Annotated in this window: 22 protein-coding genes, 1 tRNA gene and 1 pseudogene; 11 read left to right on the top strand and 13 right to left on the bottom strand. The window is 42.2% G+C overall.

The genetic code is table 11. The features are described from left to right. Window positions 1-8 precede the first annotated feature (8 nt). From MmiHf6_RS06335 to MmiHf6_RS06315, 5 genes are all read right to left on the bottom strand, one after another. Window positions 9-908, bottom strand: coding sequence for a methyltransferase (locus MmiHf6_RS06335; protein ID WP_316556957.1), 900 nt, complete (start codon window positions 906-908; stop codon window positions 9-11). An 18-nt stretch (window positions 909-926) separates the two neighbouring features. Then, entirely contained in the window at window positions 927-1,868 is a 942-nt protein-coding gene (locus MmiHf6_RS06330; RefSeq protein ID WP_316556956.1) for a shikimate dehydrogenase family protein, read from the bottom strand. A 127-nt stretch (window positions 1,869-1,995) separates the two neighbouring features. After that, complete coding sequence (aroD, locus tag MmiHf6_RS06325; protein WP_316556955.1) at window positions 1,996-2,745, bottom strand: type I 3-dehydroquinate dehydratase; 750 nt, start codon at window positions 2,743-2,745, stop codon at window positions 1,996-1,998. A gap of 186 nt (window positions 2,746-2,931) precedes the next feature. Beyond that, window positions 2,932-4,101 (bottom strand): 3-dehydroquinate synthase II, encoded by a 1,170-nt coding sequence (locus MmiHf6_RS06320; RefSeq protein ID WP_316556954.1) that lies wholly within the window; start codon window positions 4,099-4,101, stop codon window positions 2,932-2,934. Window positions 4,102-4,127: 26 nt separating this feature from the next. Beyond that, window positions 4,128-7,130, bottom strand: coding sequence for an S-layer protein domain-containing protein (locus MmiHf6_RS06315; protein ID WP_316556953.1), 3,003 nt, complete (start codon window positions 7,128-7,130; stop codon window positions 4,128-4,130). A 572-nt stretch (window positions 7,131-7,702) separates the two neighbouring features. Between MmiHf6_RS06315 and MmiHf6_RS06310 the strand changes: the two genes are divergently transcribed. Both MmiHf6_RS06310 and MmiHf6_RS06305 read left to right on the top strand, forming a co-directional pair. Further along, a complete protein-coding gene (locus tag MmiHf6_RS06310; RefSeq protein WP_316556952.1) occupies window positions 7,703-8,548 on the top strand; it encodes a hypothetical protein in 846 nt (281 codons plus the stop codon). 261 nt (window positions 8,549-8,809) lie between these two features. Continuing rightward, complete coding sequence (locus MmiHf6_RS06305; RefSeq protein WP_316556951.1) at window positions 8,810-9,319, top strand: hypothetical protein; 510 nt, start codon at window positions 8,810-8,812, stop codon at window positions 9,317-9,319. A gap of 150 nt (window positions 9,320-9,469) precedes the next feature. Here the strand turns inward: MmiHf6_RS06305 and MmiHf6_RS06300 are convergent. Continuing rightward, window positions 9,470-9,544, bottom strand: a tRNA-Arg gene (locus MmiHf6_RS06300). 421 nt (window positions 9,545-9,965) lie between these two features. On the opposite strand from MmiHf6_RS06300, the pseudogene ilvE reads away from it, so the two are divergent. The 4 genes and pseudogenes from ilvE to hisS form a co-directional block, all read left to right on the top strand. Continuing rightward, window positions 9,966-10,829, top strand: a pseudogene (gene ilvE / locus MmiHf6_RS06295) (branched-chain-amino-acid transaminase); the annotation flags it as partial. Window positions 10,830-11,569: 740 nt separating this feature from the next. Beyond that, the gene (locus MmiHf6_RS06290) at window positions 11,570-12,667 is read left to right on the top strand and encodes an OBG GTPase family GTP-binding protein (RefSeq protein ID WP_316556950.1); all 1,098 of its coding nucleotides are present in this window, start codon (window positions 11,570-11,572) and stop codon (window positions 12,665-12,667) included. 213 nt (window positions 12,668-12,880) lie between these two features. Beyond that, the gene (locus MmiHf6_RS06285) at window positions 12,881-13,333 is read left to right on the top strand and encodes a VOC family protein (RefSeq protein WP_316556949.1); all 453 of its coding nucleotides are present in this window, start codon (window positions 12,881-12,883) and stop codon (window positions 13,331-13,333) included. Between the two features lie 133 nt (window positions 13,334-13,466). Beyond that, a complete protein-coding gene (gene hisS, locus MmiHf6_RS06280; RefSeq protein ID WP_316556948.1) occupies window positions 13,467-14,720 on the top strand; it encodes a histidine--tRNA ligase in 1,254 nt (417 codons plus the stop codon). Here hisS and MmiHf6_RS06275 read toward each other — a convergent pair. Further along, a complete protein-coding gene (locus MmiHf6_RS06275) occupies window positions 14,707-14,934 on the bottom strand; it encodes a hypothetical protein (RefSeq protein ID WP_316556947.1) in 228 nt (75 codons plus the stop codon). The two genes, hisS and MmiHf6_RS06275, sit on opposite strands and share 14 nt — an antisense overlap. A 280-nt stretch (window positions 14,935-15,214) precedes the next feature. Here MmiHf6_RS06275 and MmiHf6_RS06270 point away from each other — a divergent pair, with 280 nt between their 5' ends. Beyond that, entirely contained in the window at window positions 15,215-15,409 is a 195-nt protein-coding gene (locus MmiHf6_RS06270) for a hypothetical protein (protein ID WP_316556946.1), read from the top strand. 324 nt (window positions 15,410-15,733) lie between these two features. Here the strand turns inward: MmiHf6_RS06270 and MmiHf6_RS06265 are convergent, their stop codons facing one another. Then, window positions 15,734-16,192 (bottom strand): 30S ribosomal protein S15, encoded by a 459-nt coding sequence (locus tag MmiHf6_RS06265; RefSeq protein WP_316556945.1) that lies wholly within the window; start codon window positions 16,190-16,192, stop codon window positions 15,734-15,736. Window positions 16,193-16,791: 599 nt separating this feature from the next. Here MmiHf6_RS06265 and MmiHf6_RS06260 point away from each other — a divergent pair. Next, the gene (locus MmiHf6_RS06260) at window positions 16,792-18,357 is read left to right on the top strand and encodes an MATE family efflux transporter (RefSeq protein ID WP_316556944.1); all 1,566 of its coding nucleotides are present in this window, start codon (window positions 16,792-16,794) and stop codon (window positions 18,355-18,357) included. 53 nt (window positions 18,358-18,410) lie between these two features. Here the strand turns inward: MmiHf6_RS06260 and MmiHf6_RS06255 are convergent, their stop codons facing one another. The 4 genes from MmiHf6_RS06255 to nadC all read right to left on the bottom strand — a co-directional run bounded on the left by MmiHf6_RS06255 (window position 18,411) and on the right by nadC (window position 22,771). Then, the gene (locus MmiHf6_RS06255; protein WP_316556943.1) at window positions 18,411-18,764 is read right to left on the bottom strand and encodes a hypothetical protein; all 354 of its coding nucleotides are present in this window, start codon (window positions 18,762-18,764) and stop codon (window positions 18,411-18,413) included. 114 nt (window positions 18,765-18,878) lie between these two features. After that, on the bottom strand, window positions 18,879-20,006 hold the full coding sequence (locus MmiHf6_RS06250) for an FtsZ/tubulin family protein (RefSeq protein WP_316556942.1): 1,128 nt from the start codon (window positions 20,004-20,006) through the stop codon (window positions 18,879-18,881). A gap of 457 nt (window positions 20,007-20,463) precedes the next feature. Beyond that, window positions 20,464-21,717, bottom strand: a complete 1,254-nt coding sequence (locus MmiHf6_RS06245) for a COG1361 family protein (protein ID WP_316556941.1) — start codon at window positions 21,715-21,717, stop codon at window positions 20,464-20,466. Between the two features lie 199 nt (window positions 21,718-21,916). Beyond that, complete coding sequence (nadC, locus tag MmiHf6_RS06240) at window positions 21,917-22,771, bottom strand: carboxylating nicotinate-nucleotide diphosphorylase (RefSeq protein ID WP_316556940.1); 855 nt, start codon at window positions 22,769-22,771, stop codon at window positions 21,917-21,919. A 328-nt stretch (window positions 22,772-23,099) separates the two neighbouring features. Here nadC and MmiHf6_RS06235 point away from each other — a divergent pair, with 328 nt between their 5' ends. Then, entirely contained in the window at window positions 23,100-23,915 is an 816-nt protein-coding gene (locus MmiHf6_RS06235) for an aspartate dehydrogenase (protein ID WP_316556939.1), read from the top strand. Window positions 23,916-24,386: 471 nt separating this feature from the next. On the opposite strand, the gene MmiHf6_RS06230 is transcribed toward MmiHf6_RS06235, so the two are convergent. Next, window positions 24,387-24,599, bottom strand: coding sequence for a hypothetical protein (locus MmiHf6_RS06230; RefSeq protein ID WP_316556938.1), 213 nt, complete (start codon window positions 24,597-24,599; stop codon window positions 24,387-24,389). 124 nt (window positions 24,600-24,723) lie between these two features. Here MmiHf6_RS06230 and nadA point away from each other — a divergent pair, with 124 nt between their 5' ends. Together nadA and MmiHf6_RS06220 are read left to right on the top strand one after the other, a co-directional pair. Next, a complete protein-coding gene (gene nadA / locus MmiHf6_RS06225) occupies window positions 24,724-25,638 on the top strand; it encodes a quinolinate synthase NadA (RefSeq protein WP_316556937.1) in 915 nt (304 codons plus the stop codon). Window positions 25,639-25,823: 185 nt separating this feature from the next. Next, window positions 25,824-26,690 carry a geranylgeranylglycerol-phosphate geranylgeranyltransferase gene (locus tag MmiHf6_RS06220; protein WP_316556936.1) on the top strand — a complete coding sequence of 289 codons (867 nt, stop codon included), beginning with the start codon at window positions 25,824-25,826 and terminating at the stop codon, window positions 26,688-26,690. Window positions 26,691-26,695 lie beyond the last annotated feature (5 nt).

Genomic DNA, 26,695 nt, shown 5'->3' with positions numbered 1-26,695 from the left:
ATCAACATTCAATCTTTTTTCTTTTTCGAAAGCGCGCTTGCAACCATAATCGCTTTCGTATAATGCCCCGCCGATCTCGATGTATCGACAAAAACATGGCGATCCATTAAAATCGGCGCGCCGAGACCGTCGCCGCCGCCCAAAAATGTCAGCGCTCTGAAAATCAAATTGCCGGTGATGCCGTTCGGTGCCAAAACATAATTCGAATTTTCAAACGCTTCTTCCAAATCCAATTTGTAATCGACAGCATGGAGCTTTTTTTCTTCCGTGATGATTCGAACGATTTCAGCCGCTTCCTTTTGTCCCGCATCGTCCGGGCTGGAAATCAAACCGACATGCGGCGAAACGCCGAGACGCTTGAGCAAATGCGTTCCGAGACAAATGAATTCAACCTTGTCTTCCAATGTCGTTCCTTCATCAATCCCGACCGGCGCAAAAAAGTAAGGATTGCCGTCTTTTGTCAGCAAAATCGCAATCCTGTGAATCTTATTGATATGACACGCCTTCTTCAAATTCGAAAGCGAGTCCGACGCTTTTGCCGTTCCGCGAATCGCGGCATCCACTTTTCCCGAAACCAACAGCGTGATAATTTCATCTTCAGGCGTATTCGTATCAATTATCTCAAACGGCAACGTCAGCGGCTCTCCCCCTTCAATATTATAATAAATACGGGAAGCCTTTTCAATTTCAGGTTTACTGCCGACCAAAATCACATCGGCATAATTCTTCTCAACCGCAGCAGCAGCACATTTCACAGTCTCCGGATCCGGATTTCTGACACCCATCGCAATTGTTGCGTGTTTGGAAACGGCAATTTTTTCAATCAAACCGATTAACTTCTCCATATCGTTTTCCGAAATATCTTTGATTTCTTCACTTTTTTTATCTTCTTTAACGTTGTCGTTCATTCTTCCCCTCTTTCGTTTTTATTCGCTCTCGTGCCGGCTCTTGCTTCTCAGCGCTTCCAAAACCGCCTCTTTCATAACATTCGCGTCAGGCTTTTTCCCCGTCCAAATTTCAAAAGAAAGCGCTCCCTGAAAAACAAGCATCATCATACCGTTTAACGCCCTGACATTCGCGGCAGCTTTCGCTTCTCTTAAAAATTTCGTCTCTTCCGGATTATAAACAATATCAAAAACCGTTTTATTTTCAAGACATTCCCGAATCAACTCATCTTTCATTTCGTCTTTGGTTTTATTGTTTGTTTCATCTTTTCCCAAAGACAGCTGATCAAAAACAGAAACATCTTCATATTTTCCCATGCCGAGTTCCGTTGTCTGAATAATAACATCCGCTTCTTTCAAATCATCCCATCCCGATTCAAAACCGCCGCCGAAAACATTCACATTTCCCGTTTTTTCAGCAATTTCTTCCGCTAAACGCTGCGCCTTTTCAGCCGTTCTGTTGATTATTTTCAAAGAATTTCCGGCTTCGCCGAAATAAAGAGAAATCGACTTGGAAGCGCCGCCCGCACCGATAATCAAAATCTTTTTCCCGAACGTGTCGCATCCGGCGTATTCAAGCGCTTTTGCAGCGCCTTTCGCATCCGTATTGTAACCGTAAATCTCGCCGTCTTTGCCGCCTTTAAAATGAAGCGTGTTGACAGCGCCTGCCTTTTTTGAAAAATCGTCGGGAATAATCAGTCCCGTCTCTATTATTTTTTCTTTCAGCGGAATCGTCAAATTCAAACCGCAGAAGTTTTCCGCCTGCGCTTTTAAAACTTCTTCCATTAAATTGCCGGGCTCGACAGCATACGCTTTGTATTCGCAATTTGACATGCCGAGCGCATCAAAAGCAGCCGTTTGCATGATCGGCGACAATGAATGAGTGATCGGATAGCCGAAAACGCCGAATTTGCAGTTTTTCATTCCATTCCCCATTTTTAATAACTCATCAAAACTCAAAGTCAAATGTTAAAAATTAAATTTGAAATTAAATTAAGTTTAAATTAAATTTGAAATTAAATTAAGTTTAAATTAAAGTTTAAATAAAAAATTAAAGGAGGCCGAGCAATCGGAATCCTTCTTTTATTTCGCCGACAGGAAGCTGTCCCGGCGCCGCTTCTTCATCAATATAGCCGTAAGACAAAATCGAGCCGTAAAACGGCGCCAAAATCCGCGTCTGCTTGCCGAGTTCTCCCATTGCGATCAAACAAATCTTTTCAGGCGTTTTGCTTTTAAGACCGGCTTCATACAATTTCAAAACATCATTTTTAGACTCGGGCATAACGGCAACCTTTGCAATGTCAGCGCCTCTTTCAAACGATTTTTTCAAAACTTTTCCGATCTTTTTGACAGACGGCATATCCTTCTCATCAAAAAAGTGAGATGAAATGATGATCTTCGTATCGCTTTTTTCTGCAATTATCTTGCATTCATAAATTTCCTTTTTTGAACTTCTTCTTTCAATGTCCGCGAAATCAACATCAGCGATGAACTCTCTGATGATGTAAAACCTTTCACTTTCGCTGCCTTCAAAAGCGCCGCCTTCATCCTTTGATCTCAAAGTTCCGATGACAGGCAAGCCCGCCTCTTTTGCTTCTTTGATCCAGCTTTTCAATTGTTCAACCAAAGCCGTTTCTTCAAAATCTTTTTTCAAATATTTTTCAAAACCGGACGTGTGCGCAAGCAGCAGATCGAAACGGATTTCCAAAATATCCGCGCCGCTTTCCTTGCCGATTTTCGCGTTTTCCTTGACATTTTTTGTAATCGTTCCGACAATCGCCGGACGAGTGAAATAAGTCATTTTGCATCCCTTCTTTTTGAGTTTTAAATTTATTTTTGTTTAATTTATTTTTTTAATAGGCTTTTTAAGATTTTTTAAATGTTAATGTTTACTTTTGTTACTGTTTGTTTAAATTATATTTCGTTTTTAACGCCTGTTCCCCGTTTTTGTTTTTAACATCCGTCCCATTTTTATTTTTTGTTTTTATCAGTTTTCAATAATTTTTTCGGTCACTTTCATCCCGAAATGACGACCGGCTTCTTCAATTTTAACAAGAACCTCGTCGCCGACTTGGATTTGAGTAATCGAAACACTTTTGCCGTCAGGCTTGACAAGCTTCACCGTCTCGGCATTTTGCAAAATCACTTTCAGCACTTTCCCTTCCGCTTCCGCCTCCAAAAGCATCATCGGCCGCGACTCAATTTTGACGCGCCCGACAATTCCCGGACGCGTCTGCCCCTTTGCATCAATAATCGTCACATCATCACCCGCTTTCAATTCCGACAAATATCGGGTGATGTCATTAATTTTCAAATACGAATAAACGGCGCCGGCATTCACTCTGAAAGGTCTTGACGCGACATACGGGCTTTCATCCACTTCCGAGTGGATCAAAAACAAACCGGCTGACTGCGAGCCGATCAGCATGCCTTCGCCGGGCGTCATCAGGTTGCAGGTGTCGATGCAGACGCGGTCGCCCATGCTGAGCTGTCTGACCGTCACGATTTTGGCAGGAACCAAATCTTCACTGGTTCTGCCGCTCATCTTAACGGCATTTGCGATCTCTTTGATTTCGCTCATGTCATCGGATTCAATCATTACGCCGTCAACGCCTTTTTCTAAAATCTGAAGCGAAGTCTGCGCTTCTTCAAGACTTTTGACATCCGTAATAATTTCAACATCAAATTTTTCAAGCGCCGCAATCAGATTTTCAAGCGGAATAATGCGCCAGTCGCCCGCGGAAATAATCAAATAATCCGCCGTTTTACCGACAACAGCCGCGAACAATTCTGTTTTCTTATTTTGAATATCAACATAAGCCGCAACAGATCTGCCGGTCGCTTTCTGCTCTTTCATCTGCTTCAGTTCAGGCGTTTCGCCTTTCTCGTCATCATTTTCTGAAAGAATCGGAATATCCCATACAAGAACATCGGCGTCGGCATTTGCAGCAGCTGCGGCGGTCGTTTTGGCGCCGGAACCACTTTTATTTTTGCCGTCAAAGAAGCAGGCCGTTTTGATTTTTCCGAGTTTTTTGATTTCGGATAAATCAGCGGCATCGGCGAGAACAAAGTCTGCTCCCGCTTCCATTGCCGATGTGATTTTGTTTCTTTTTTGGTCCCAATTTCCTTCCGTTGCGTTAATCCATACGTTTTTCATCGTATCTTCCTGTTTTCATATTTTCATTATTTCTTTTCATCTTTACGTGCCTTTTTCTGGCTGTTCTTCAATTCAGGCGCTTTGTTGCTGCTTGAGAATCTGCTGCCCGAACTCTTCGGCTTGCTTGCAGTTGACTGAGAGGCCGATTGAGTTGTTTTCTGAGCCGGTTTTGATGAGGCCGCCGATTTGCTTGTTGTTTGTTTTGCTGTTTGTTTTGATGCTGTCTTGGAAGCGGGCGACGCTGATTTTGTCTTTGATTTATCCGTCTTTGAATCGCTTCCGAAAAGTCCGCTCAAAAATCCTTTCGATTCGGTTTCCTTTCCTTTCACCGGTCTCTTCGGGTTTTTCTTTTCTTCCTCTTCCATTTCCTTGTAATACATCAAAGCCAAAATCGCGCCGACAATCAGAATCAAAATGATGCCGCCGACTAAAATCCATTTCCACGGGATTTCGATTTTTTCTTTTTCAGTCACTTCAAACGTAAATGTCTGATTCGTCACCTCAATCGAAGAATTTCCGGACGTTTCCGGCTTAAAACTGAAAGTCAGATTCTTTGTCTCTCCCGTATCCAACGTCAGTTTCTTTGTTTCCGTCTTGTTTTCCGCGACAATTGTAATGTTCTGCGTGTCTTTTTCCTTGCCGACATTTTCAATTGTCAGAGCAATTTTAACGGTTTTTCCGGTGATTGCGTCTTCAGGCAAAGTAATGTTTGTCACGGCAAAGTACGGGCCGTATTCTAAAACAATCATTTCTTTTGAGCCTGTCGCGTAGCCGGTTTTATTCGCCGTCAATTTGTAAGTTCCGGGCGTTGAATCGGCAGTGACGTTGATCATGCCGTTGTCATTCGTCGTTCCGATGTGTCCGCCGTCTTTGTAAACGCCGACGCCGGTGACGTTTGTATTATTTTCATCTGTCACATACAAACGGAATGAATCTTCCGCAAAGATGAAATCCGGAATCACAATTTGAAGTTCGTCTCCGCCTTCTGAGGTTGATTTTGATACGGTGACTGATGAATATCCGCTTTTTTCGGCTTTGAATTCGTATGTTCCTGCGCTGTTGACTGTAAATGAAATCGCGCCGGAAAAATTGGTCGTTCCGATAGATGAATTGTTGACTTTAACGGTTGCGCCGGACAACACTTCCCAGCTGCTGCCGTCGCGGTAACTGACGACAATTGTAATATTGTCATTGGGATAAATCGTATCGGGCACTTCAATTCTTAAACTTGATGTGGAAGAATTGTTTCCGGCCGACTGGTTGAACGGGAAGAATCGAAGGCTGTCCGAATCGGCAACGTGAAGCGATAAATTTTCCATCAGCGTGATGTTTGTGCCGCTTGTTAAGTTTATTGCGTTGGTGTTGACAAAAATCAGCGCCGTGCTTCCGGTATATTCGACTTGCATATTTCCAAGCTTCGTTCCTGATCCGACATCAGTCGCGCTTGTTGAAATTTGGAAAATGCCGCCGATTTTGACAACGGAAGAAGTTCCTTCAAAAACATTTGTGACGCGAACGGCAATGATTGGAACCACCGTTCCGCCGACGCTTGCTTCGTAAACGAAGTTTTCGCCCGAGCTGACGCTTGATTCTTTAACGGATGTGCCGTCTTTTTTCAGTATCAAATTCGCTTTTGATCCGTTGCTTGTCAAATTGGAAATTTGAAGCGTATATCCGTCCTGCAAACTGATGTTTGAGCCGACACTGTATTGCTTTTCCGTTCCGTTATTGATCAAAACTTTTGAGACGCTGCCGTCTTTTAAGATGCTGTCGTTGCTGTCGGTAAAGTTTGTCGTGTTGTTTTTGTTGGATGAGTTGTATTTCAAGTAGCCTGCGAAGTAATTGTCGCCGCCGAGATTGATTGCCTGATAGCTTCCCCAATCCGAATAATTGAAAGTTTCATTGTACGCGTTTGTCGTGTACATGAGCTGCTTTGCGGAAATTGATCTTGAAAGCGTGCCGCTGACATCGATCGATAAGTTTTCGGTTTCGGTGCTGTTGTTGTAATCGTAAGTGAATCCCGGGAAGTTCATGCCGTTCCAGCTTTTGTTTGTGTTGGAGCTGCTGTAAACCATTCCTCTGTCGGGATATGTTTTTTCCGTGTCCGTTTTCGGGTCCGAAATGAGTTCGAATTTTAATTTGGACGTGTCTTTGACCTCGATTTTGATGTGGTCCATGAGCGTGACGGTGCTGTCCCGGTTCAGTTTGATGCGGCTCGGATTTTTCATGACGATGGCGGTGTCATTTACTTTTGTGACTTCCATGGCGTTGACGGATTTGCCGACGCTGACATCTGTTGAGCTTTCCGAGATTTGGAAAATGCCGTTAATGACTGCTTTTGAGCTGCTGAGATTTTTGACGTGAACGGCGATGACCGGAATCGTTCCGATGTCGTCAAGCGATTTCTCATACACGAAAGTCGTGTTGTTGGACACGTTTTCTTCTAATACGGTATTTCCATTTTTCTGAAGGGTCAATGTGAATTTGCCGCTGCTTTCGTTGAAGTCGCTGACAGTGATGTTGTAGCCGTTTTCAAGCGTGTGTTTGCCGCCCGAGCTGAGACTGATTTCGTCGTCGGTGTTCATTAAGATCGGGTAGATTCTTTCATCGGACAGCGTGCTGATGTTGCTGCTTGTGAATTGTGTTGTTGAATTGTTGCCCGAGCTTGAGCGCGTGTAGCCTGCGAAATACGGCTCGCCGAGCCAGCCGATGACGCGGTAGCTTCCCCAATCGGAATAAGCGAATCGAATATTTTGATATTCTGTGATGTATTCGGTGTTATTGACGTTGATTTGCCGGTCGCTTGCGGCAATTGTCATTGTGATGTTTTCTGTGTAAACGCCGTTGTCGTAATCGTACCAAAGGCCTGAATACATGGCAGGCGTCCACGTGTATGTTGTCGCCATACTTTGGTCCTGATCCCAAACATTGCTGCCCTTGATGGCGGCGGCAGCAGCGGGCGCGGCAAAAGCGGCGATGAGCAAACCTAATAAAACAAAAAGACTCAGATATTTCATTTTCTTAATCATATGCGGCACTCGAAATTTTGTAATTGATTGTGTGAAATTAATGTAATAATTTGTAATAATTTAATGTAATTTTGAAATTTGTGTGAAATGTGAAATTAATGAAAATGTTTGAGTTAATAACTCGTCGGAAATGTTTGTGAAATTTAAAAAATCAACGAACAAACCTAAACAAACCTGATTTTGACGTTGTTAAAACATTGTTAAAATATTGTTAAAACATTCTAAAAACATCAATAAAATCATTTGTTTTTAATATTCGCTAATGGTTTATTATATTATTGTCCCTATTCGATATGAAAAAATAAAAAAACGCTTTAATTCTGCCGAGTTTTACAGACGGTATGTTCGATAAACTCATCAAAAATAAAAATAATGTTAAAAACTTCAAACGGCACAAAAAGCTCAAACAGTTCAAAAAATTCGGAAAAACTGAAAGTTTCATCAAAACAAACACCAAAGAAATGATTCAAGATGAATCCGGCGTTTCCGTCATTTTCGGGACTTTGCTTTTGCTTGCGATTTTCACACTTTTTCTCTCGGCTTTTTTGTTAACTGCAATTCCTGCAAAAATCATGCAAGATGAATCCGCTGACAATGTTTTGCTGCTTTCGGATATTTTAAAATTTTCCGAAAATACGGCATCATCAGGAAGTTATTCTTTTCATTCCAAAAATTCAACGATTTACGCCGTCGAAACCGGCGGAATAATGTTTGCCGTTTTTCCGGTTCTTACCGTTCCGCCCGAAACAGAATCTTTTCTAAAATCGAATTCTGTTTTCAATCCTCCTGATTTCTTTGATTCGGATAACGATTTTAATTCTGACGACGATTCGGATGACGATTTCGATGACAATTCTGATGACGATTTCGATGACAATTCTGATGACGATTTCGCTTTCTATCGACTGAGTTCGGGCTCTTTGATTTTTTCATCCCGTTATTCTCAAATTCCTGACAACATTTATTCATCAGACGGCTCTTCTGTTCTTTTGATTCAGGAAGACGGTTTTTCATTCGTAAAACCGCCGTCAATTTTTGTCAGAAAATACGACGGCAAATTTTTAATTTCTATGTCGGGCGATATTATTCGTTCGTCTTCATCTCCCGTTTTCGGCGATTTGACGATTCTCAATTACAAAGTTGTTCAAAAAGCCGAAGTTTATGATTTTGCAACAACAATCTGTATTTATTTTGTTCCGCCCGTTTCAAATTCCTTTTCAAATCTTAATGAAGCGATTGAACTTCAAACAGAAAACGCTTTCAAGAAATGGATTTTAGAATTTGAAAGTGATTTGAATCGAAATTTTCCCGAATTGAAAACAGAATCGGATATTGATAATTTGATGATTATGATTTCTTCAGATTCCGGTTTTGAAATTGATATTACTGTTCGTGAAATTGAATATATTATTTCGTAAATTCCCGTTTTCTGATTTGTAAATAATTAAAATCCAAACCCAAACATCCAATTTTCAAAATCGGTGAACCTGAACGCCCGATAAAATCCTAAAAAAATATTTTAGATTTCATTAAAAAATTGGCGTTCCGTTTTTGAATATTTTTGATGAAAAACGATGTTTCAATTGAATTATTATTGTATGAAAAGACAAAGCGCCGCCCCTCCAACGACGAGTTCCCGAAGCGAAGCGGAGGGAAGGAGGAGATGGAGATTCTTTCCCATGCGAAACGAAAAATTTAAAACCGATGTTTTTTGCTTCTGCCGCTGTCGGTCAGGTTTCTGTTTCCGCGGCGTGGCTGTTTACGTTGTTGCTGTCGGTCAGGTTTCTGTTTCTGCGGCGTGGCTGTTTGCGTTGCTGCTGTCGGTCAGGCTTGTGTTGCTGCCTGTATCTGCTCTTTTTTTAGAAATCCGTTCGCATTCGCGAACGTGCTGCCGCTACCTTCCCGTTTCTGTTTCCGCCGCTACCTTTCTGTTTCTGTTTCCGCTGCTACCTTTCTGTTTCTGTTTCCGCCGCTACCTTTCTGTTTCTGTTTCCGCCGCTACCTTTCTGTTTCTGTTTCCGCTGCTACCTTCTTGTTTCTGTTTCCGCCGCTACCTTTCTGTTTCTGTTTCCGCTGCTATCTTTCTGTTTCAGCTTGCCGGTCAGTTTTCCGCTTGCTGCCCGCCCGCCCCACGCGCGAGTCGCATCATTTTTCGTTTTAATTTTCAAACCCGCTCCCGGGTTTGTTAATTTTTTCAATTCGAACCACGCGTTTTCATTGAAATTAAAATGAAATAAAACAAAAAAAAAACAAAATTAAAAATTCAAAAAACGAATCAATCGAAAACAAAAAAATTTCATTTACTTGAAAAATAAATTACAAAAAAAGGTTTTTAAAAGCGGGCCCGGGAGGATTCGAACCCCCGGCATTCGGGTTAGAAGCCCGACGCTATATCCTGGCTAAGCCACGAGCCCATTGGACAGGATTCAAAGAAAGCATTTTTTCTCATATATACCTTTTGTTCAGGGTTTTACTTCTTTTTTGAAATTTTCAGCAGCAACATTTCGTTTTTATTTTTATTTCGAAAAAATGTTAAATCGATTCCATTTGTTTAATTGATTTTTTTGGCTCATATTCTGTGATAAATCTTCATGAAGTCGTTTTCTTGGAAAAACATTTAAATCTGTTCGGGAATTTTGTATCTGTATTTATGACGTTTTTCGCTTGGGTGCGGATTTCTTCATATTTTTCCGTTAAAAATCTAATTTGTTATTAATTTATCAAATAAATTATCAAATAAAAATATCATAAACACTATCAATAACTATTGTAACAATTGTCACTTTAATTATGATCTAATATATGAATAATATGAATAAAATCGGGTGATTTACTATGAGCGAGAATTTAATGTATGTCAACGGCAAGTTCGTTCCCGAGAACCAACCTGTCATATCCGTTTTTGACCACGGCTTTCTTTACGGAGACGGCGTTTTTGAAGGAATTCGCGCTTACAAAGGCCGCGTTTTCAAATTAAGAGAACACGTCGACCGTTTGTTTGACTCCGCCAAAGCCATCGACTTGGACATCGGAATGACTAAAGAAGCCATGGAAGAAGCCATTCTTGAAACACTTCGCCAAAACAACTTAAAAGACGCCTACATCCGCCCGATCGTTTCACGCGGCAACGGCGATTTAGGACTTGACCCGCTCAAATGTGACAAAGCAAATGTTTTCATCGTCCTCAAAACAATGGATTCCTTGTACGACACAATGGAACTCAAAGCAGTTACCGTCGGCGTCCGCCGAAACGCGCCCGATGCGCTGTCTCCCAATATCAAATCTTTGAATTATCTGAACAACATTCTCGCCAAAATCGAGGCCAACGCCAAAGGCGGTCAGGAAGCGATTTTCCTTGACAACAACGGTTTTGTCGCAGAAGGCTCCGGAGACAACATTTTCATCATCAAAAACGGTGTCGTTTACACGCCGCCGACAATCAACAATCTCAAAGGAATCACAAGAGCAACGGCAATCGAACTCTTGGAAAAGAACAAAATCCCCGTCCGCGTCGAAAATATCGGTCTCTTCGACGTTTACACCGCCGATGAAATCTTTGTCACAGGAACCGCTGCCGAAGCCGCAGCAGTTGTTTGGGTGGACGGCAGAACAGTCGGCACCGGAAAAACAGGTCCTGTCACAGCTTTGATGCTTAAAGAATTCGAAAGAGTCACAACAACGACCGGAACCGAAATCTACACGGCAAAGAAAGCGCCGGCAAGAGCCGCCCCCAAAGCGCCTGCTTCTAAGGCTGCCGCCGCTAAAACGCCTGCTTCTAAGACTGCCGCTGCTAAGGCACCTGCTTCTAAGGCTGCCGCTGCTAAGGCACCTGCTTCTAAGGCACCTGCTTCTAAGGCTGCTGCCGCCAAACCCGCAGCAAAAGCACCCGCCGCTAAAACCGCTGCAAAGCCCGCAGCAAGAGCTCCGGCTGCCAAGACTGCCGCTGCAAAAGCGCCTGCAAAAAAGCCTGCCGCCAAACCGGCTGCAAAACCCGCAGCAAAGAAACCGGCTGCAAAAAAATAATCGCAGAATAATTGCGAATCGCAATTTTAATTAATGAAAGTCGTAAGTTCGCTTACACTTTCTTTTTTCATTTATTTTCGTTTTCATTAATTTTCATTTTCATTTATTTTCGACTTCATTTTTTATTTTCATTTTTGTTCCCGCCGTTTTCTTTGATTTTTCTGACTTCACGGATCTTTTTTTCATTTTATTAAAAATGATGCAACTCACGCGCGCGTCGCCGCCGAAAAACTGCAAAAAATTGCAAACAGATGAACTGCATTTTTGCGCCTCATTAATTATTTATACTGAAAAACAGGTTATTCTTCACCGCGAGCAGACTCGCGTGACTATTGCTGATTGCAAATCTTAATTACAAGTTTTAATTAAAGTTTTGATTTACAAGTTTTGATTACAAATTTTATTTCGGTACAACGATGGCAACATTACAGGAACAGATTCGGGAAGTCGAAGAAGAAATCAAGAAAACGACTTACAACAAAGCCACTTCTTTTCACATTGGCAGATTGAAAGCGAAGCTTGCAAAACTGCATGACGAAGTCGAAAAGAAAAGCTCTTCCGGCGGAACGGGCGAAGGTTACAGCGTCAAAAAGTCAGGCGACGCAACCGTTACGCTTGTCGGTTTTCCGTCTGTCGGTAAGTCAACGCTTCTCAACAAACTGACCGATGCCAATTCCGAAGTCGGCGCTTACGCGTTCACGACGCTGACTGTTGTTCCGGGCGTTATGGAATACAAAGGCGCCATCATTCAGATTTTGGACGTTCCCGGACTTGTGAAAGGCGCCGCTTCCGGGCGCGGGCGCGGTAAAGAAGTTATCGCCGTTATTCGCAGTTCCGATCTTGTTATTTTTCTGCTCGACGTTTTTCAGCCGACGCACTATCAAGTTTTGATGGAAGAACTTTATGAAGCCGGAATCCGCGTTGATCAAACTCCGCCTGACGTCGTTATTAAAAAAGTGGATCGCGGCGGAATTCGTATCAATTCAACCGTCGAATTGGATTATTTGGACGAAGACACGATCAAATCCATTATGGACGAATACAAAATCCACAACGCAACCGTTCTTTTCAGAGAAAACGTAACAGTCGATCAGTTTATTGATGTTGTCGCAGGCAACCGCAGTTATGTTTCTTCAATGATTGTCGTCAACAAAGTCGATTTGGCAAACGCCGACAGTTTGGCGGACAACAAGAAAAGACATCCTGACGCCGTCTTTATTTCCGCGCACAACAGCCAGAATTTAGATATGCTCCGCGACGTTCTTTACGACCGCCTCGGATTCATCCGCGTTTATATGAAACCGCAGGGCGAAGCCGCCGATCTGGAAGAGCCGATGATCGTTTTGAAAGGAACCGATGTCGGTCAAATCTGTGACCGTCTTCACAAAGATTTCAGACGAAAGTTCAGATTCGCGTACGTTTGGGGAAAATCCGCCAAACATCCGGGACAGCGAGTCGGATTGGAACATAAATTGATGGACGGCGACATTCTTTCAGTCGTTATTCAGAAATGAGCATTTGAGCCGGAATGTTTGAGTTTGAATGTTTTATTCGAATTGAATATTCATGTTTCAAATTTGAGCTTTGAATGTTTTTTCCGTCACAAGTTTTTTAATTTATTCCGTCATTCATTTTTCAATATTTGTATTATTATTGTATTTATTATTGTATTATATTTTGCCAATTATTGTCAAATCAGTCATTAATCATATCGGTCAGGTGAAAAAATGTCATTCAGCGTTTATGTCTGTTTTAGCGGGAATTGCCGTGAAGCCGTTACTTTTTATGCCGGTGTTTTCGGCAAAGACGTTCCTTCGTTTTTAACGTACGGCGATGTTCCCGAAAGTCCCGATTCAAACTTTTCAATTTCGGAAGGCATGAAAGATAAAATCATGCACTGTGAATTGGAAATCGGCGGCGTTGAAGTGATGTTTTGCGATATGCCTGACGAGTTTGATTTGATTAAAGGCAACAATATCAGTTTGTTTTTCGGCACTCGTGATCAAAAAGAAATTGAAACCGTTTTCAGCCGCTTAAAAGAAGGCGGAACAGTCGCATCGGAATTGCAGGAAACTTTCTATGCAACTCTCTACGGCATGATTGTTGACAAATTCGGAATGACCTGGCAGCTGACTTACGCCGACCCTTCCAAATGCGGCAGCAGTCTTCATGATGCCTGATTAATATTCATGATCTTCATATTCATTAAATCTGCATATTCATTTAATCTCAATCCATTAAATCTCAATCCATTTAATCCCAATCCATTTAATCCGCAATCGATTTCACATTATCATTTCAGGAACTTATATTATGACAATTTCAAAACCGAGAGGCACGCGCGACTTTTTGCCTGAAGAAATGGCACGCCGGCGCGCTGTTGAATTCAAACTTCGCGAAGTGATTCAAAAATGGGGTTACGGCGAAGTTGTGACGCCGACTTTTGAAGAGCTTGAACTTTTCACGCTCAAATCCGGTCAGGGAATCATCGGCGAACTTTACAATTTCACGGACAAGGGAGATCGCGAAATGACGCTTCGCCCCGAGCTGACAGCGCCTGTCATGCGCGCTTATGTCAATGAAATGCAGTCTTTTTCAAGACCGATTAAACTTTTCTATTTCGAAAATTGTTTCCGCTACGAGCGCCCGCAAAAGGGACGCTACAGAGAATTCTGGCAGTTCGGCGCAGAACTCATCGGCAGCAGCAAACCCGAAGCTGACGCGGAAGTGATTGCGCTTGCGATGACGATGATTGAATCTGTCGGAATCAAAGGCGACCTCAACATCGGAAACTTGTCCATTCTCAGATGTCTGCTCGCTCAAATCACGACCGAGTCTGCCGTTGCGGATCAGATCATGCGCTACATCGACAAAAAAGAGTATGAAAATTTGGATTCCTATCTCGGCGAACTTTCGGTTTCAGCCGAATTGATTGAAAAGATTCACAAAATCATTTCTCTCTCCGGCAAAGACGGTTTTGCGGCTGCCAAAAGCGCCCGCGAAGTTGTCGGCGATTTGCCCGAACTCGACGCTTTTGAAAAAACGCTCACGCTTCTTACTGCTTACGGCGTCACGGATTACACTGTCAACTTTGGTGTCGCCCGCGGTCTTGATTATTATACGGGAATTGTCTTTGAAGTTTATGCCGACGGTCTCGGCGCTCAAAAACAAATTTGCGGCGGCGGCTCTTATAAATTGATCTCCTTATTCGGCGGCGGCGACGTTGTTTCAACGGGATTCGGAATCGGCTTTGACAGGATCATGGAAATTTGCGAGTTGCCGGTTGAAAAACCCGAAACAATCGTTTTGATTACAAAACCCGAAACCCAAACAAACGGCATCGAAATCGCAAACGAACTTCGCCCGTACGTTTCGGTTTTAACCGACATTATGGGCCGCAATTTCAAAGCGCAAATGGAATACGCCAATACGGTCGGCGCCGAGTACGTTTTGATTGTCGGCGAAAAAGAATTGGAATCGGGACTTTTGTCGCTTAAGGATATGAAAAGCGGCGAACAGGTTTCATTGAGTTTGGAAGATTTGATTTTAAAGTTTAAGAAAGAGTGACAGGAATACGGTTTCTCTTTCTTCTTTTTTCCATTTTATTTTTTTGTTTATTTTTTGTGATGAATTGAAAATATTGAAAAAGCCTGTGTTTGCTGTTTTGTTGAATCGCGGTAAGAATCTCCAACTCCTTCTTTTCTCGCTGCGCTCGAAAACGCGTCGTTGGAGTGGCGGTATTTCGCCTTTTTTCAATTTTCGGACAAACCCAAACATCCATTTTCGTGAAAATTATCGAAAACCCGAACGCCCCTTAAAACCTTAAAAATTAAAGAATATTTTAAAGAAAAACGGCGTTCGGTTTTTGTTTAATTTGAAATAAACATGATGTTTGTTTTTTGATTAAATTAATAAAAATCCCAAACAACATCCCCGCAAGTTGAGATTCCCGTAGCGTAGCGAAGGGAATCGAGACTTGGCGGATTCTTTCAACGACGAATAAAAAGTTCGAACAACAGGGTTGCTATAATTTAGTTAAAAACTCAACCGATGGTTTATGTTTGCAGTCGGAATGCAGTTTGTGTTTCCGCTTGGAGTGTGGTTTGCGTTTGCCGCTTGGAGTGTGGTTTGCGTTTGCCGGTTGGAGTGTGGTTTGTGTTTCCGCTTGGGGTGTGGTTTACGTTTGCCGGTTGGAGTGTGGTTTGTGTTTGCCGGTTGGAGTGTGGTTTGCGTTTCGGCTTGTAGAGGCCCACTGAGTCTACAAGAAGGCGGTGTTTATTGAAAAATCGCGCAGCGATTTTTTTCGCCACTTTTCGCCGCCGCCCGCCCGCGCGAGCCGCACAAATTTTTAAAAAACAAATTGAAATGAACACATATTTTTTAAACAAACTGAAACGGAAGAACGTTTTTTAAAACAAATCGAAAAATACACACGATATATTTTCAAAAATAAATCAAAAAAATTCAACAAAAAAGACTTCGTCTCTTCAATTTTAACAAAAAAAGAAAAAGATTGACAGCAAAATGCTGCCGAAACATAATTTTTAATTTACTTTACACAAAAAATGAAAGAACAGAAATTATCTGCTCAGCATCATTTCCGCGGTGTCGGGCTTGTAAACCCAGTCCATCGGAAGAACTTTTGTGCCGTGGTAGTATTTCACGAGTCTTCTGATCTTGGATTCAGTCAACTGAAGAGATCTTTTGTTGTGAAGGTCGTGCTTGTTGGCGCCCAAGTGTTTTCTGAGTCTGAGTGCCTTAACGATCAAGTTGGTCAAGTCTTCCGGAAGGTGGGGCGCGACTTCATTGTCTTTTAAGATCTGAGTAACCTTTTTGCCGGTGAGCAATTTAACATCGCCGACACCGTACTGGTCTCTTAAAATCATGCCGATCTGGCTTGTCGGGATACCCTGTTTCCACATATCCAAAACGAGTTGTGTCGCATCTTCAGCGGAAACATTTGACCATTCAGGGACTTCGGTTCGAAGCGGCTTCTTTGAGCCGGACTTACCTTTTCTCTTAGTGTGCATTTTTGCCATAATATCAACCTCAAAATAACCGCTACTTCAAAATACCGTTTCAAGAATCCCGATTCATTCATTGAAAACAATTGATACAATCGAAAGTCCCGATATTTCTTCGCGTGTTATTGTGTCGAAAATAACTCAAAAGAATGATTTTAAAATTAAAAATTTAAACAAATGAATTTAAAAATCTAAAATCAACAATTTCTGAATCAAAATTCGCACTCTCAAAATACAAACATGGTATATAAACATTCGGAATTCCTGTCGAAACGATAATGTTCAGCCGCTTTGTTCCGACTTTATTCTGCGTTTTCTCAGCAGTTCAGTCAATCCGTTCAATCAGCACGTTCAATCGGCACGTTCATCAGCACGTTCAACCGGCACGGTCATCAGCATGTTCAATCAGCACGTTCGTTCAATCCGTTCAATCGGTCCGTTCAATTGGTAATGTTTATTCGGTATGATATATTATATATAGTTCCTGAATGTTTCTGACTTGGCAAAGCCGTCACATTACATTTTCCTTATATTGCATTCGGCTTGCAATTCGTTACGTTATTCATGTTTTCAACATCGGATCCTCGTATCCGTTTTTGTCATGAGGTTTTATTATGGTCATTTCAGAAAATCATTCTCAACCGGAGGATTCACACTCTTCCGCGGGACAAGCAGAGTCCCCCTCCACTCCGACGCAGCCGTACGATTCGGCTGTAAACACTTCCGTTTCGGGAAACCCTGTCGCGGATACAGGCAATACGCCGAGCTCCGGTTCTGATGATTCAGGCGAAGGAAAAATGACGAAAGGCGTTGCCGATCTTCTCGGAAATCCGAAAAAAGCCATGATCAAAGTTTCCGTTCCCGTCATGATCGCGCTTTTCTTTGAATCCATTTACAATCTCGTCGACACATTTTGGGTCGCAGGACTCGGCGCTGAAGCACTCGCCGCCGTCGGTTTAGCTTTCCCGTTTTTCATGGCGCTCATGGCAATCGCAACCGGTATCGGTGTCGGTGCAGGGTCAGCCGTCTCAAGAGCCATCGGCTCCCGAAATAAAAAGCAGGCCGACAAATTCGCAACGCACGCCATTATTTTTGCCGTCATTCTCAGTTTTGTCGCCTGGTTAGCCGTTCCCTTAATGGAACCGATTTTTATGCTGATGGGAGCTGACGCATCATTAGCGGCAACAACAGCAGGATACATGAATCCGTTCATTTACTGTTCCTTTTCAATCTTCCTTCTCAACGTCGGCAATTCCCTTTTAAACAGCGAAGGCAACAGCCGCAAAACCATGTTCGCAACCATTGTCGGTGCCGTTTTAAACATGATTTTGGACCCGATTTTCATTTACGACTGGGGTCTCGGACTCGGCGTTGACGGCGCGGCTTACGCCAGCGTTCTTTCATTCAGCGTTTCAACCGCGATGGTTATGTACTGGCTCTTGATCCAGAAAAAGACTTACGTGTCCATCCGCTTCAAAGGATTCAGATTCGAATGGCCGATTATTCGCGACATCATTGTTGTCGGCATTCCGGCAACCGTTTCACAGCTGACAATGTCCATTTCAACCGTTTTGCTGAACATGATCGTTCTCAATGTCGGCGGAACAGACGGCGCCGCAATTTACAGCACGGGCTGGCGTATCATTTCAATCGGTGTGATGCCGATGATGGGTCTGGCAACCGGTATGACAACAATGGCCGGCGTCTCTTTCGGCGGACACGATATCAAAAAGCTCAAATCCGTTTACTATTTCGGCATCAAAATCGGTCTTTTGATCGAATTGGTGATTGCAGCATTCGTTTTCATCTTTGCCGACCCGATTGCAGGCATTTTCGCAACGGGCGAGTCTGCTTACTTGCAGGCAGACATTGCAAGTTTCCTTCAGGTCATGTGTCTGATTTTCATGTTCCTGCCGGCAAATATCCTGACATCGTCAATGCTTCAGGGTTTGAAAATGGGCTCTTCTGCATTGGTCTTAACGCTTATTCGGGCGATTATCTTTGAAGTGCCGATTGCTTACCTCTTAGGCATTTATTTCGGATACGGTCTGCCCGGCATTTGGATCGGCGCGCTTGTCGGCGACTTTTTGGTCATGCTGATCAGTTTCACATTCGGAAATTACGTTATCAAAAATTTGAAAAAACTTTATCCGACGCCGACAGTCGAAACCGTTCCGTAAGTCGATTCAAATTTGAAAATGCCAGAAATCGGCATTTTCTTTCTTTTTCTTTTTTATTTATCGAAATGAATTGCAAAAATCATTTTTTCGAGAGAATGAAAAACATACATTTTGTTTTGCGATATTTTTGAAAAAACGGGGTTCTGTTTGAAAATATATTTTTTAAAAATGAGGCGGCTCGCGCGCGGCGGCGACCGGCAGCGGCAGCTGCATGGCGAGGCGCCGGAAGACCGGCAGCGGGAACGGAAACCTGACTCCACGCGGAAACAGAAACCTGATATGCATGCGGAAATCGGCGAAGCCTGAAAAATCGCGAAGCGATTTTTTACAAACACCTCCCTCCCCTGCCCGATGAAATTTTGTGAGAGGCCGACCAAAGGTCGGTCACGAGCAAAATTTAAACACACACCTGACTGCAAGCGGCAATTAAAAATTGAAATGAAAAAATAGAATAATTGAAAAAAATTTAGAAATTAAAACAGAAATAAATGAAAAAAGTAAAAAAGTAATTTGAATCCGGTTTAGTATTCCGGATCCATACCGTCAATCGTCATGAACGACGATTCCATTTCCTTTTTCTTTTTGACACGGTCTTTCTTGTCTTTTTCCATGCCGATCGCCTGAATGGCGCCTTCATATAAGGATTCCAATTCTTCGGCGGAGTTCAGCGTTAAAACACAAAGCGCTTCGGGCAAACTGCCGTTTTCAACGATAACGCCTTTGAAAACGTGACCGATTGCGCCTGAAAGTTTTTCAACTTCCGTTGAAATTTCTTCCATGCTCAAATATTTTTTGTCGCCTTTTAAAATGACCATCGCACGGCCGCCTTCCTTGTATGCGTCCGTTGAGAAAAGCAAACCTCGCGGCGAAATACAATTTTGAATAACAGTTCGAATCGGCATTTCATTTTCAGCTTTAAAGTAGCCGATGGTCGCAAGACCCGCGCCGCCGCTCATTACAGTCTTAAAGTCACCCAAGTCGGTTACCATCATCATTTCACTGTCCAAAGAGTCGAGCAGGAACAACAGGCGTTTTGCAATCATGCTGTTGATACCGTCGTAAGCTTCCTGAACATTGCCGCCGATGGATTTCAAATACTGGTTGTCGGCTAAAATAATGCCGTCGCACGGCCCTTCTCTTAATTCTTTGAGCATGAACGCAGCGTTCTGCAAATAAAGCGTTCCTTCTTCCCTGAACGGCAAAATAACGAGCGCATAAACCGGGAAGTTGTGAGACTTTTTGATTTCTTCAATCAAAGGCGGCGTAAATGACGAACCTGTTCCGCCGGATGCGGAAGTGATGACAAAAGCGATATCAAAGTCGCCTCTCTCTTCAATAGATCTCATAATGTTTGATTTCTGCTGTTCAAACACTTCTTTGCCGATATTACGGTTGGCGCCGACGCCGTGAAGGTTTTTGATATGAACTCTGTCTTTGGCTTTCGTGAACTTCATTTCTTTTAAGTCATTAATTGCCGTGTTAATCGCAATCGTCTGAACATTGCTTTGATAATTATGTTTTGAAAAATATTTTGAAAAGCCGCCGCCGGCTTCCTTGACATTGGAACCGCGGTTCATGGCGTGCTTGTTGACGGCATCTAAAATTCTGTTGCCGCATTGGCCGTTTCCGACAAGTAATACGTTAAGCAAAATGGAATCCTCCGAAAATATCTGTGTTCAAAAACTGTTTTAAAAAATACTTTATGATAATGAATCAAACTGTTATTTATAACTAATTTGTTCATGATTATCAATTTTCGTATATATATTTGTTCTTTCTTCTTTATATCTCGCTTATATTCGTTTCTCATATATTCGGGGTCGACTGAATCAATGAGGGGCGCTTCGGCGTGTCGGCAAACGACGACACCGCAATAAACATATTTTTCAAAAATTGACGAAAATCAAAAAGAAACGGATTAAAGAAACAGATTAAATGAAACGGCTATGAATGGAACGAATCAAAAATATGAGAAAAAATCAAGCTGAATCGAAATATGAAAAAAATCAAAGTATGAAAAAATCAAAAATATGAAAAAAATCAAAAATAATTAAAAAATTATGAAATAAAAGAATGAGGAGAGTTAATTCGTTTTTTTCAATTAACTCAGAATTTGTATTCTCTGTGGCGTTTCCATAAAAAGAGAGCCGCAACAGCGATTAAAATGATCGGAATAAGCAAAACATACCAATAATCCATCAGTGTTTCTATAGCATTGTTGCTGATAGAATTGTATGAAACAGTTTGAATTGTTCCCGATTTTGAACTGTTATTGTAAGTGTAATTGTAAGTGATGTTGACATCAAAATATCCGGCTTCGGTTGCGGAAAGAGAATATTCGATCACTTTTTGGTTATTCGGCATAATCTGGTCAATATAAACAGTTCCTTTATTGCCTGTTGTCGTAATGTCGCTTCCGCTGACTGTTGCGCCCGACGGCAGATCAAACTCAATGCCGACATATTGCGCGGGCATCGTTCCCGTGTTTTTGATTGTAATGTTTCCTTCAATCTTTGAACGCGTGTGATAATCAACCGTATTTCCGCTCGGCGCTGACGGTGTAAATGTCAAAGCGGCCAAATCACTGACATCAATGGTGACGGTGTTGCTCTGATATTCGAATTTTCCGCCGACCGCATTTTCTGCGGTGACATTTGTTACCGGCAGGGTTTTGGTTCCGGGTTCAACAGCTTTTAATTGATATACCCAATAAGTACTGTTTGTGTTTCTGTTTATTGTCTGATTGACGGTATTGTTGATTGTTACATTTGACATCAAGAATCCTTCTGAATAGGATTCTGTAATTGTCACATTCTTCGCGTCATAATTCCCGCTGTTATTGACATAAATCATCACCGTAATAATGTCATCGACGGATATGTTTTCAGAAGGTGTTATGACTTTCGTAATGACGAGATTCGGTCTTCCGGCGCCTTCCGCATTGCTGTGACCGCCCTCGACATAGCCGTAATTCGTAACATTTGCATTTGTCCAAAATTCTAATCTGACTTGATTGAATTTTCCGGATTCTCTGAAATCAATTGCTCTGACTGAATAATTGCCGTCAGATGCAGTAAAACTGAATGTATTATTTAAGGATAATTTTGTTCCGTTTATTCTTGTCCAGGCATCATTTTTCCATTCATAAATACTGATGGATGCATTTCCGGATGTGTTACTGCTGTTGTTTTCATCCGTGCTGACGCCGATTGCACTGGCTTCAATAATCACATTATTGATCATATAACCGTCACTGCCTTCGAGCCAGTCGTCTCTTTCCCATGCCGCCGCCGGTATCATTGCAGCTGTTAAAATTAATGCGAAAAGCAATATTCCTGCACCGTATCTCATTATTTTCAAAATTACTCCCCTCTAATTGTTTTTACAATTTGTTTGTTTTTACAATTTGTTCGTTTTTATTTATTTTTAATGAAATTCAATGAATTCTTTAATATAATCTCTATCTTTTAAGTAAGTTAACATTCTTCTCATTTATTTAATATTTTTGATTTTTCAACAATCGCAGTTACGGGATTCGACAGTGTTTTAGATTCTGTTTTTACTTGTTTGCAATATCAAGTCCCACATCAATCCAATCAGCAGCATTTGTAACGGCACTGAGAGATATAACATCAATTCCGCTGGTCGCGTATTCTTTTAAGTTTTCTTTGCGAATGCCGCCGGATGCTTCCAATAAAACGCGGTTTCGGAGATCTTTTTGCTCCATCAAAGCAACAACCTCGCGGATCTGTTGCGGTGACATATTATCTAAAAGAATGATGTCGGCACCGATTTCAGCGGCTCGGACCGCCTGTTCTTTTGTGTCGGCTTCAATTTCAATTTTTTTCGAAAAAGAGGTTTGGCGTTTCGCTTCGCTGAAAGCCTGTTCAAGTCCCATGATCTCGATATGATTGTCTTTGATCATGACCATATCTGAAAGACTTTGGCGATGCGGGTCGCCGCCGCCGTCTAAGACAGCTTTCTTTTCGAATTTGCGGATTCCGGGTGTTGTTTTACGCGTTGCTGCAATTTTCGGCACTTTTCCGCTTTCCGATTTTTCGCCTGCCGCTTCTTTGACGATTTTTACGTAATCGGCCGTGTTGGTTGCGATTCCGGATAAATGAGATAAAAAGTTTAAAACGAGGCGTTCGGCGCGCAAAATCGAAACCGAATCGCCGTTTAATTCATACAAAACATCGCCGGCTTTTGCAAAATCTCCCGGCATTTTTTTCTGTTCGTATCCGATTTTCATATAATCCAGAATGGCGGACGCGATTTCAAGACCGGAGACGATGCAGTCTTCTTTGACAAAAATGACCGCGCTGACATTTTGGCTTTTAACAAGAGTGCAGGAGACATCATCTTCCCTTAAATCTTCTTCAAGGAACAGCTCAATTTCTTTTTGCAGTATCAATTCGTTCTCTCCGCAGCATTTTTAAAATATTTTTAAAATTATTGTTAAAAATTGTAAGATGATGACAGATGATTGTAAAACAATTGTGAAATATTAATGCGGTATGTCATAAAAAATAACAATTCAAATAATTTTAAATTACATTTTTTTATTACATTTTTTTAATACAGTTATAAATTACAGTTCATTTGATTAAATATTTTTCAGTCGTATTGAAAATTCATGACAGATAAACTCTTCTGTTTTGATTAAAGCAAAAGACATAATAAGTCTGAAATGTAATGCCATTTACCCGAACAGTCGGATTTATTTAATTGGAAGTTTTCTCATGATTAAAATCGGTATAATCGGATGCGGTTTCATCGGCACGCAGATTTGCTCTGCCGTTGATTCGGGCGCAGTTCCCGCCGAGATTTTCGGTATTTTTGATTTCTCTGAAGCGAAAGCCGATGATGTTTTGAAACTTTTGAAAACGGGCAATCCTCAAAAATGCGCGCCCGAAGAGATGATTGAGTCTTGTGATTTAATTGTCGAATGCGCTTCTCAAGACGCTGTTTTGAAATATGCGCTTCCGGCAGCAGAAAACGGCGTTGATTTAATGGTTTTAAGCGTCGGCGCTTTCCAAAATCCTGATTTTTATCAAAAAGTCAGAGATGCGGCAGCCGCAAGCGGATCTAAAATTTATATTCCGTCAGGCGCGATTGCCGGAACGGATGGATTGAAATCAGCCGCGATGGCAAACATTTCGTCGGTTTCCGTCACAACAAGAAAACCGGTTTCGGGGCTTTCCGGCTCTCCTTATCTGATTGAAAACAATATTGATCTGTCGGAATTGAAAGAGCCGAAACTCATCTTCGAAGGAACGGCAGCTGAAGCCGTCGTCGGGTTCCCGAAAAACGTCAATGTCTGCGCAACCATCAGTTTGTGCGGCATCGGTTTTGACAAAACGGTCGTTCGAATCATTGCCGACCCGACGATTTCAGAAAACATGCACGAGCTGGAAGTTTACGGCGACTTCGGACATATGAAAATGGCAATCGAAAACAAACCGTCTCCGAAAAATCCGAAAACAAGTTATTTGGCGGCACTGTCAGCCGTTTCGACATTGAAGAAAATTACGGATCCGATGCAAATCGGCGTCTGATTTTTCATCTTTTTATTTTTCAGTTTTTCTATTTTTGAGGCGTCGCCGCGCGCGAAATGCATCGTTTTTATTTTGATTTTCAAACCTGACCCCCGGTTTTATTCATTTTTGGATGAAACCTAAACATCCATTTTTGAAATCGGTGAACCTGAACGCCCGATAAAACTCTAATCTTAAATGTTTTAGATTTTCGATAAAAAAAGGCGTTCCGTTTTTGAAGAATTTTAATGAAAGACGATGTTTCAATCAATTTTAGATTGGATAATACGTTCAAAAGCCGCCACCTCCAACGACGCGTTTCCGATAGCGGTGCAGAGGAAAGAAGGAGTTGGAGATTCTTTCCCGTACGAAACGAAACAAAAAAAAATTCAATTTCTGATTGCATCCGGTTCCGGCTAAGCCTGATCGTCTGCAACTGTATTTTATTGCCGCTTGCAGTCAGGATTGCGTTTCCGCGTGTATCTGCTCTTTTTAATCATAATCCGTTCGCATTCGCGAACGTGCCGCAGTTGCCCACAGGTTTCTGTTTGCCGCCGCTACCAACAGGATTCCGTTGCCGTTTGCAATCCGGTTTGCGCTGCTGCCGCTCCAAACCGCCGCCGCGCGCGAGCTGCCCCATTTTTTTTGTTTTTCAAACCTGCCTCTCGTTTTTATTTCATATTTTAAAATTTTAATCTCATCCATTTTTATAATTCTCCTTTCTCTTCATCTCTTTTTTATGTTTTTCAATTCGATACAATTCGTTTTTCCGAAACCGTTTAATAGGAATAATATTGTTGATTATTTGTTTTCAAGGATTGGGATTTTTATGAAAAGCGATGAAATTTTACGGCGCATTTCCGAGTTAAAGGAAGAGAAAAACGCCGTCATTTTGGCGCACAATTACGCACGCGCCGAAGTTCAGGACAACGCCGATTTGGTCGGCGATTCTTTTGCGCTCAGCCAAGCGGCTGTCGATTTAGATGCCGACATGATCGTTTTTGCAGGCGTTCACTTCATGGCGGAAAGCGCTTACATTCTGTCGCCGCAGAAAACAGTTCTGCTGCCCGACGCCGACGCCGGATGCCCCATGGCAGACATGGTCACGGTCGAAGCGCTTCGCGAAGCAAAAAAGCAGTATCCTGACGCGGCAGTCGTCTGCTATGTCAACAGCTCGGCGGCAGTCAAAGCCGAGTCCGATGTGTGCTGCACTTCCGCAAACGCAAAAGAAGTCGTTGCCGCAATCGAAGAAAACGAAATTTTATTCGTTCCCGACAAAAATCTCGGTCATTACATTTCAACTTTAACGGACAAAAAAATTCATTTTTGGAACGGGTTTTGTCCGATTCACCAGCAAATTACGGAATTCGATGTTCTGACGGCAAAAGCGAAACATCCGAGTGCTGTTTTTCTCGCGCATCCCGAATGCCGCCCCGAAGTTTTAAAGCACGCCGACGGCATTTTCAGTACGGCGGGAATCATTAAATACGCCGCTGCAGCCGACGAAAAAGAATTCATCATCGGAACCGAGCAGGAAATGATGCATAAATTAATGAAAGACAGCCCGAACAAGTCTTTTTATCCCGTTTCCAAATACGCTTACTGCTCCACCATGAAAATGGCGACGCTTCCGGCAATTTTAAACGCGCTTGAAACGGGAAATACAAAAATCACGGTTCCCGAAGACATTCGCGTCAAAGCCAAAAAATCGCTTGACCGAATGCTTGCGGCTGTTCCGAAATAATATAAAAATATGTAAGAATTGTAAAACGCTTGACGAAAACATAAATGACATCAAACAATTAAATGATGACAAATATTGTGATTATATTCTGATTGCAAACATTCTGATGTAAATATTTTGATTGTAAATTCTGATGTAAATATTTTGATTGTAAACTTTGCGCAAACGGCAAACGGATGACAAAAATGAATCTGGTTCAAAAAATTTCCGCTTATTTGGAATTCATGAGGTATAAAAACGCTGCAATGGCCGGCATTTCATCGGTTATCGCCGTTTTCATCGCCGCCATCATTTTAGATTACCCGATGGAGGGGGCGTTGTTTTACAATCTCATTCATCTCTTTTACATTTTCATCATGGTCTTTTTAGCAACGGGCGCCGGCAATATGCTCAACGACTATTATGATGTCGATATTGACCGCGTCAACAAACCGAACCGTCCGCTTCCGTCAGGCCGGATCAGCTTAAAAGAAGCCGTTTATCTGACGATCCTTTGCTTTTCGGTTGCGCTTTTGATTGCGTTTTTAATCAATCCTGTCGCCGGAATCATCGGGTTTATCAACGTTTTCATTCTCATCTGGTACGCCAAAACACTGAAGCGCACCGTTCTTCTCGGAAATCTTTCCATCGCTTATCTGACAGGATCGACTTTCCTTTTCGGCGCGTCTTTTCTCGGAACAGACGGTGTTCGGGTCATGATCCCGCTGTTTCTGCTGGCCTTTTTGGCAACGGCCGCTCGTGAAATCGTTAAAGACATCGAAGACATCAAAGGCGATGCCGAAGACGGCGCCGTCACTTTCCCGATCAAATATGGCGAAAAACCCGCGATCTATTTAGCGTCCGCATTCGGCTTTTTAGCCGTTTTGCTCAGCCCGCTGCCGTATATTTTGGGATACCTGACCGTCCATTATCTTTACGCGCTCATTATTGTGATTTTATGTTTCTTCGTCGCGATTTATTACCTGTTCAAAAGAGATTACGCAAAATCTTCCAAATACTTTAAAATCGCGATGCTTTTATCTTTGGCGGCGTTCATTTTCGGTTTGATTTGAGTTTG

The sequence above is a fragment of the Methanimicrococcus hongohii genome (genome assembly GCF_032594095.1).
GTDB classification, from domain to species: domain Archaea; phylum Halobacteriota; class Methanosarcinia; order Methanosarcinales; family Methanosarcinaceae; genus Methanimicrococcus; species Methanimicrococcus hongohii.
This window is presented reverse-complemented; position numbering and strand designations above follow the sequence as displayed.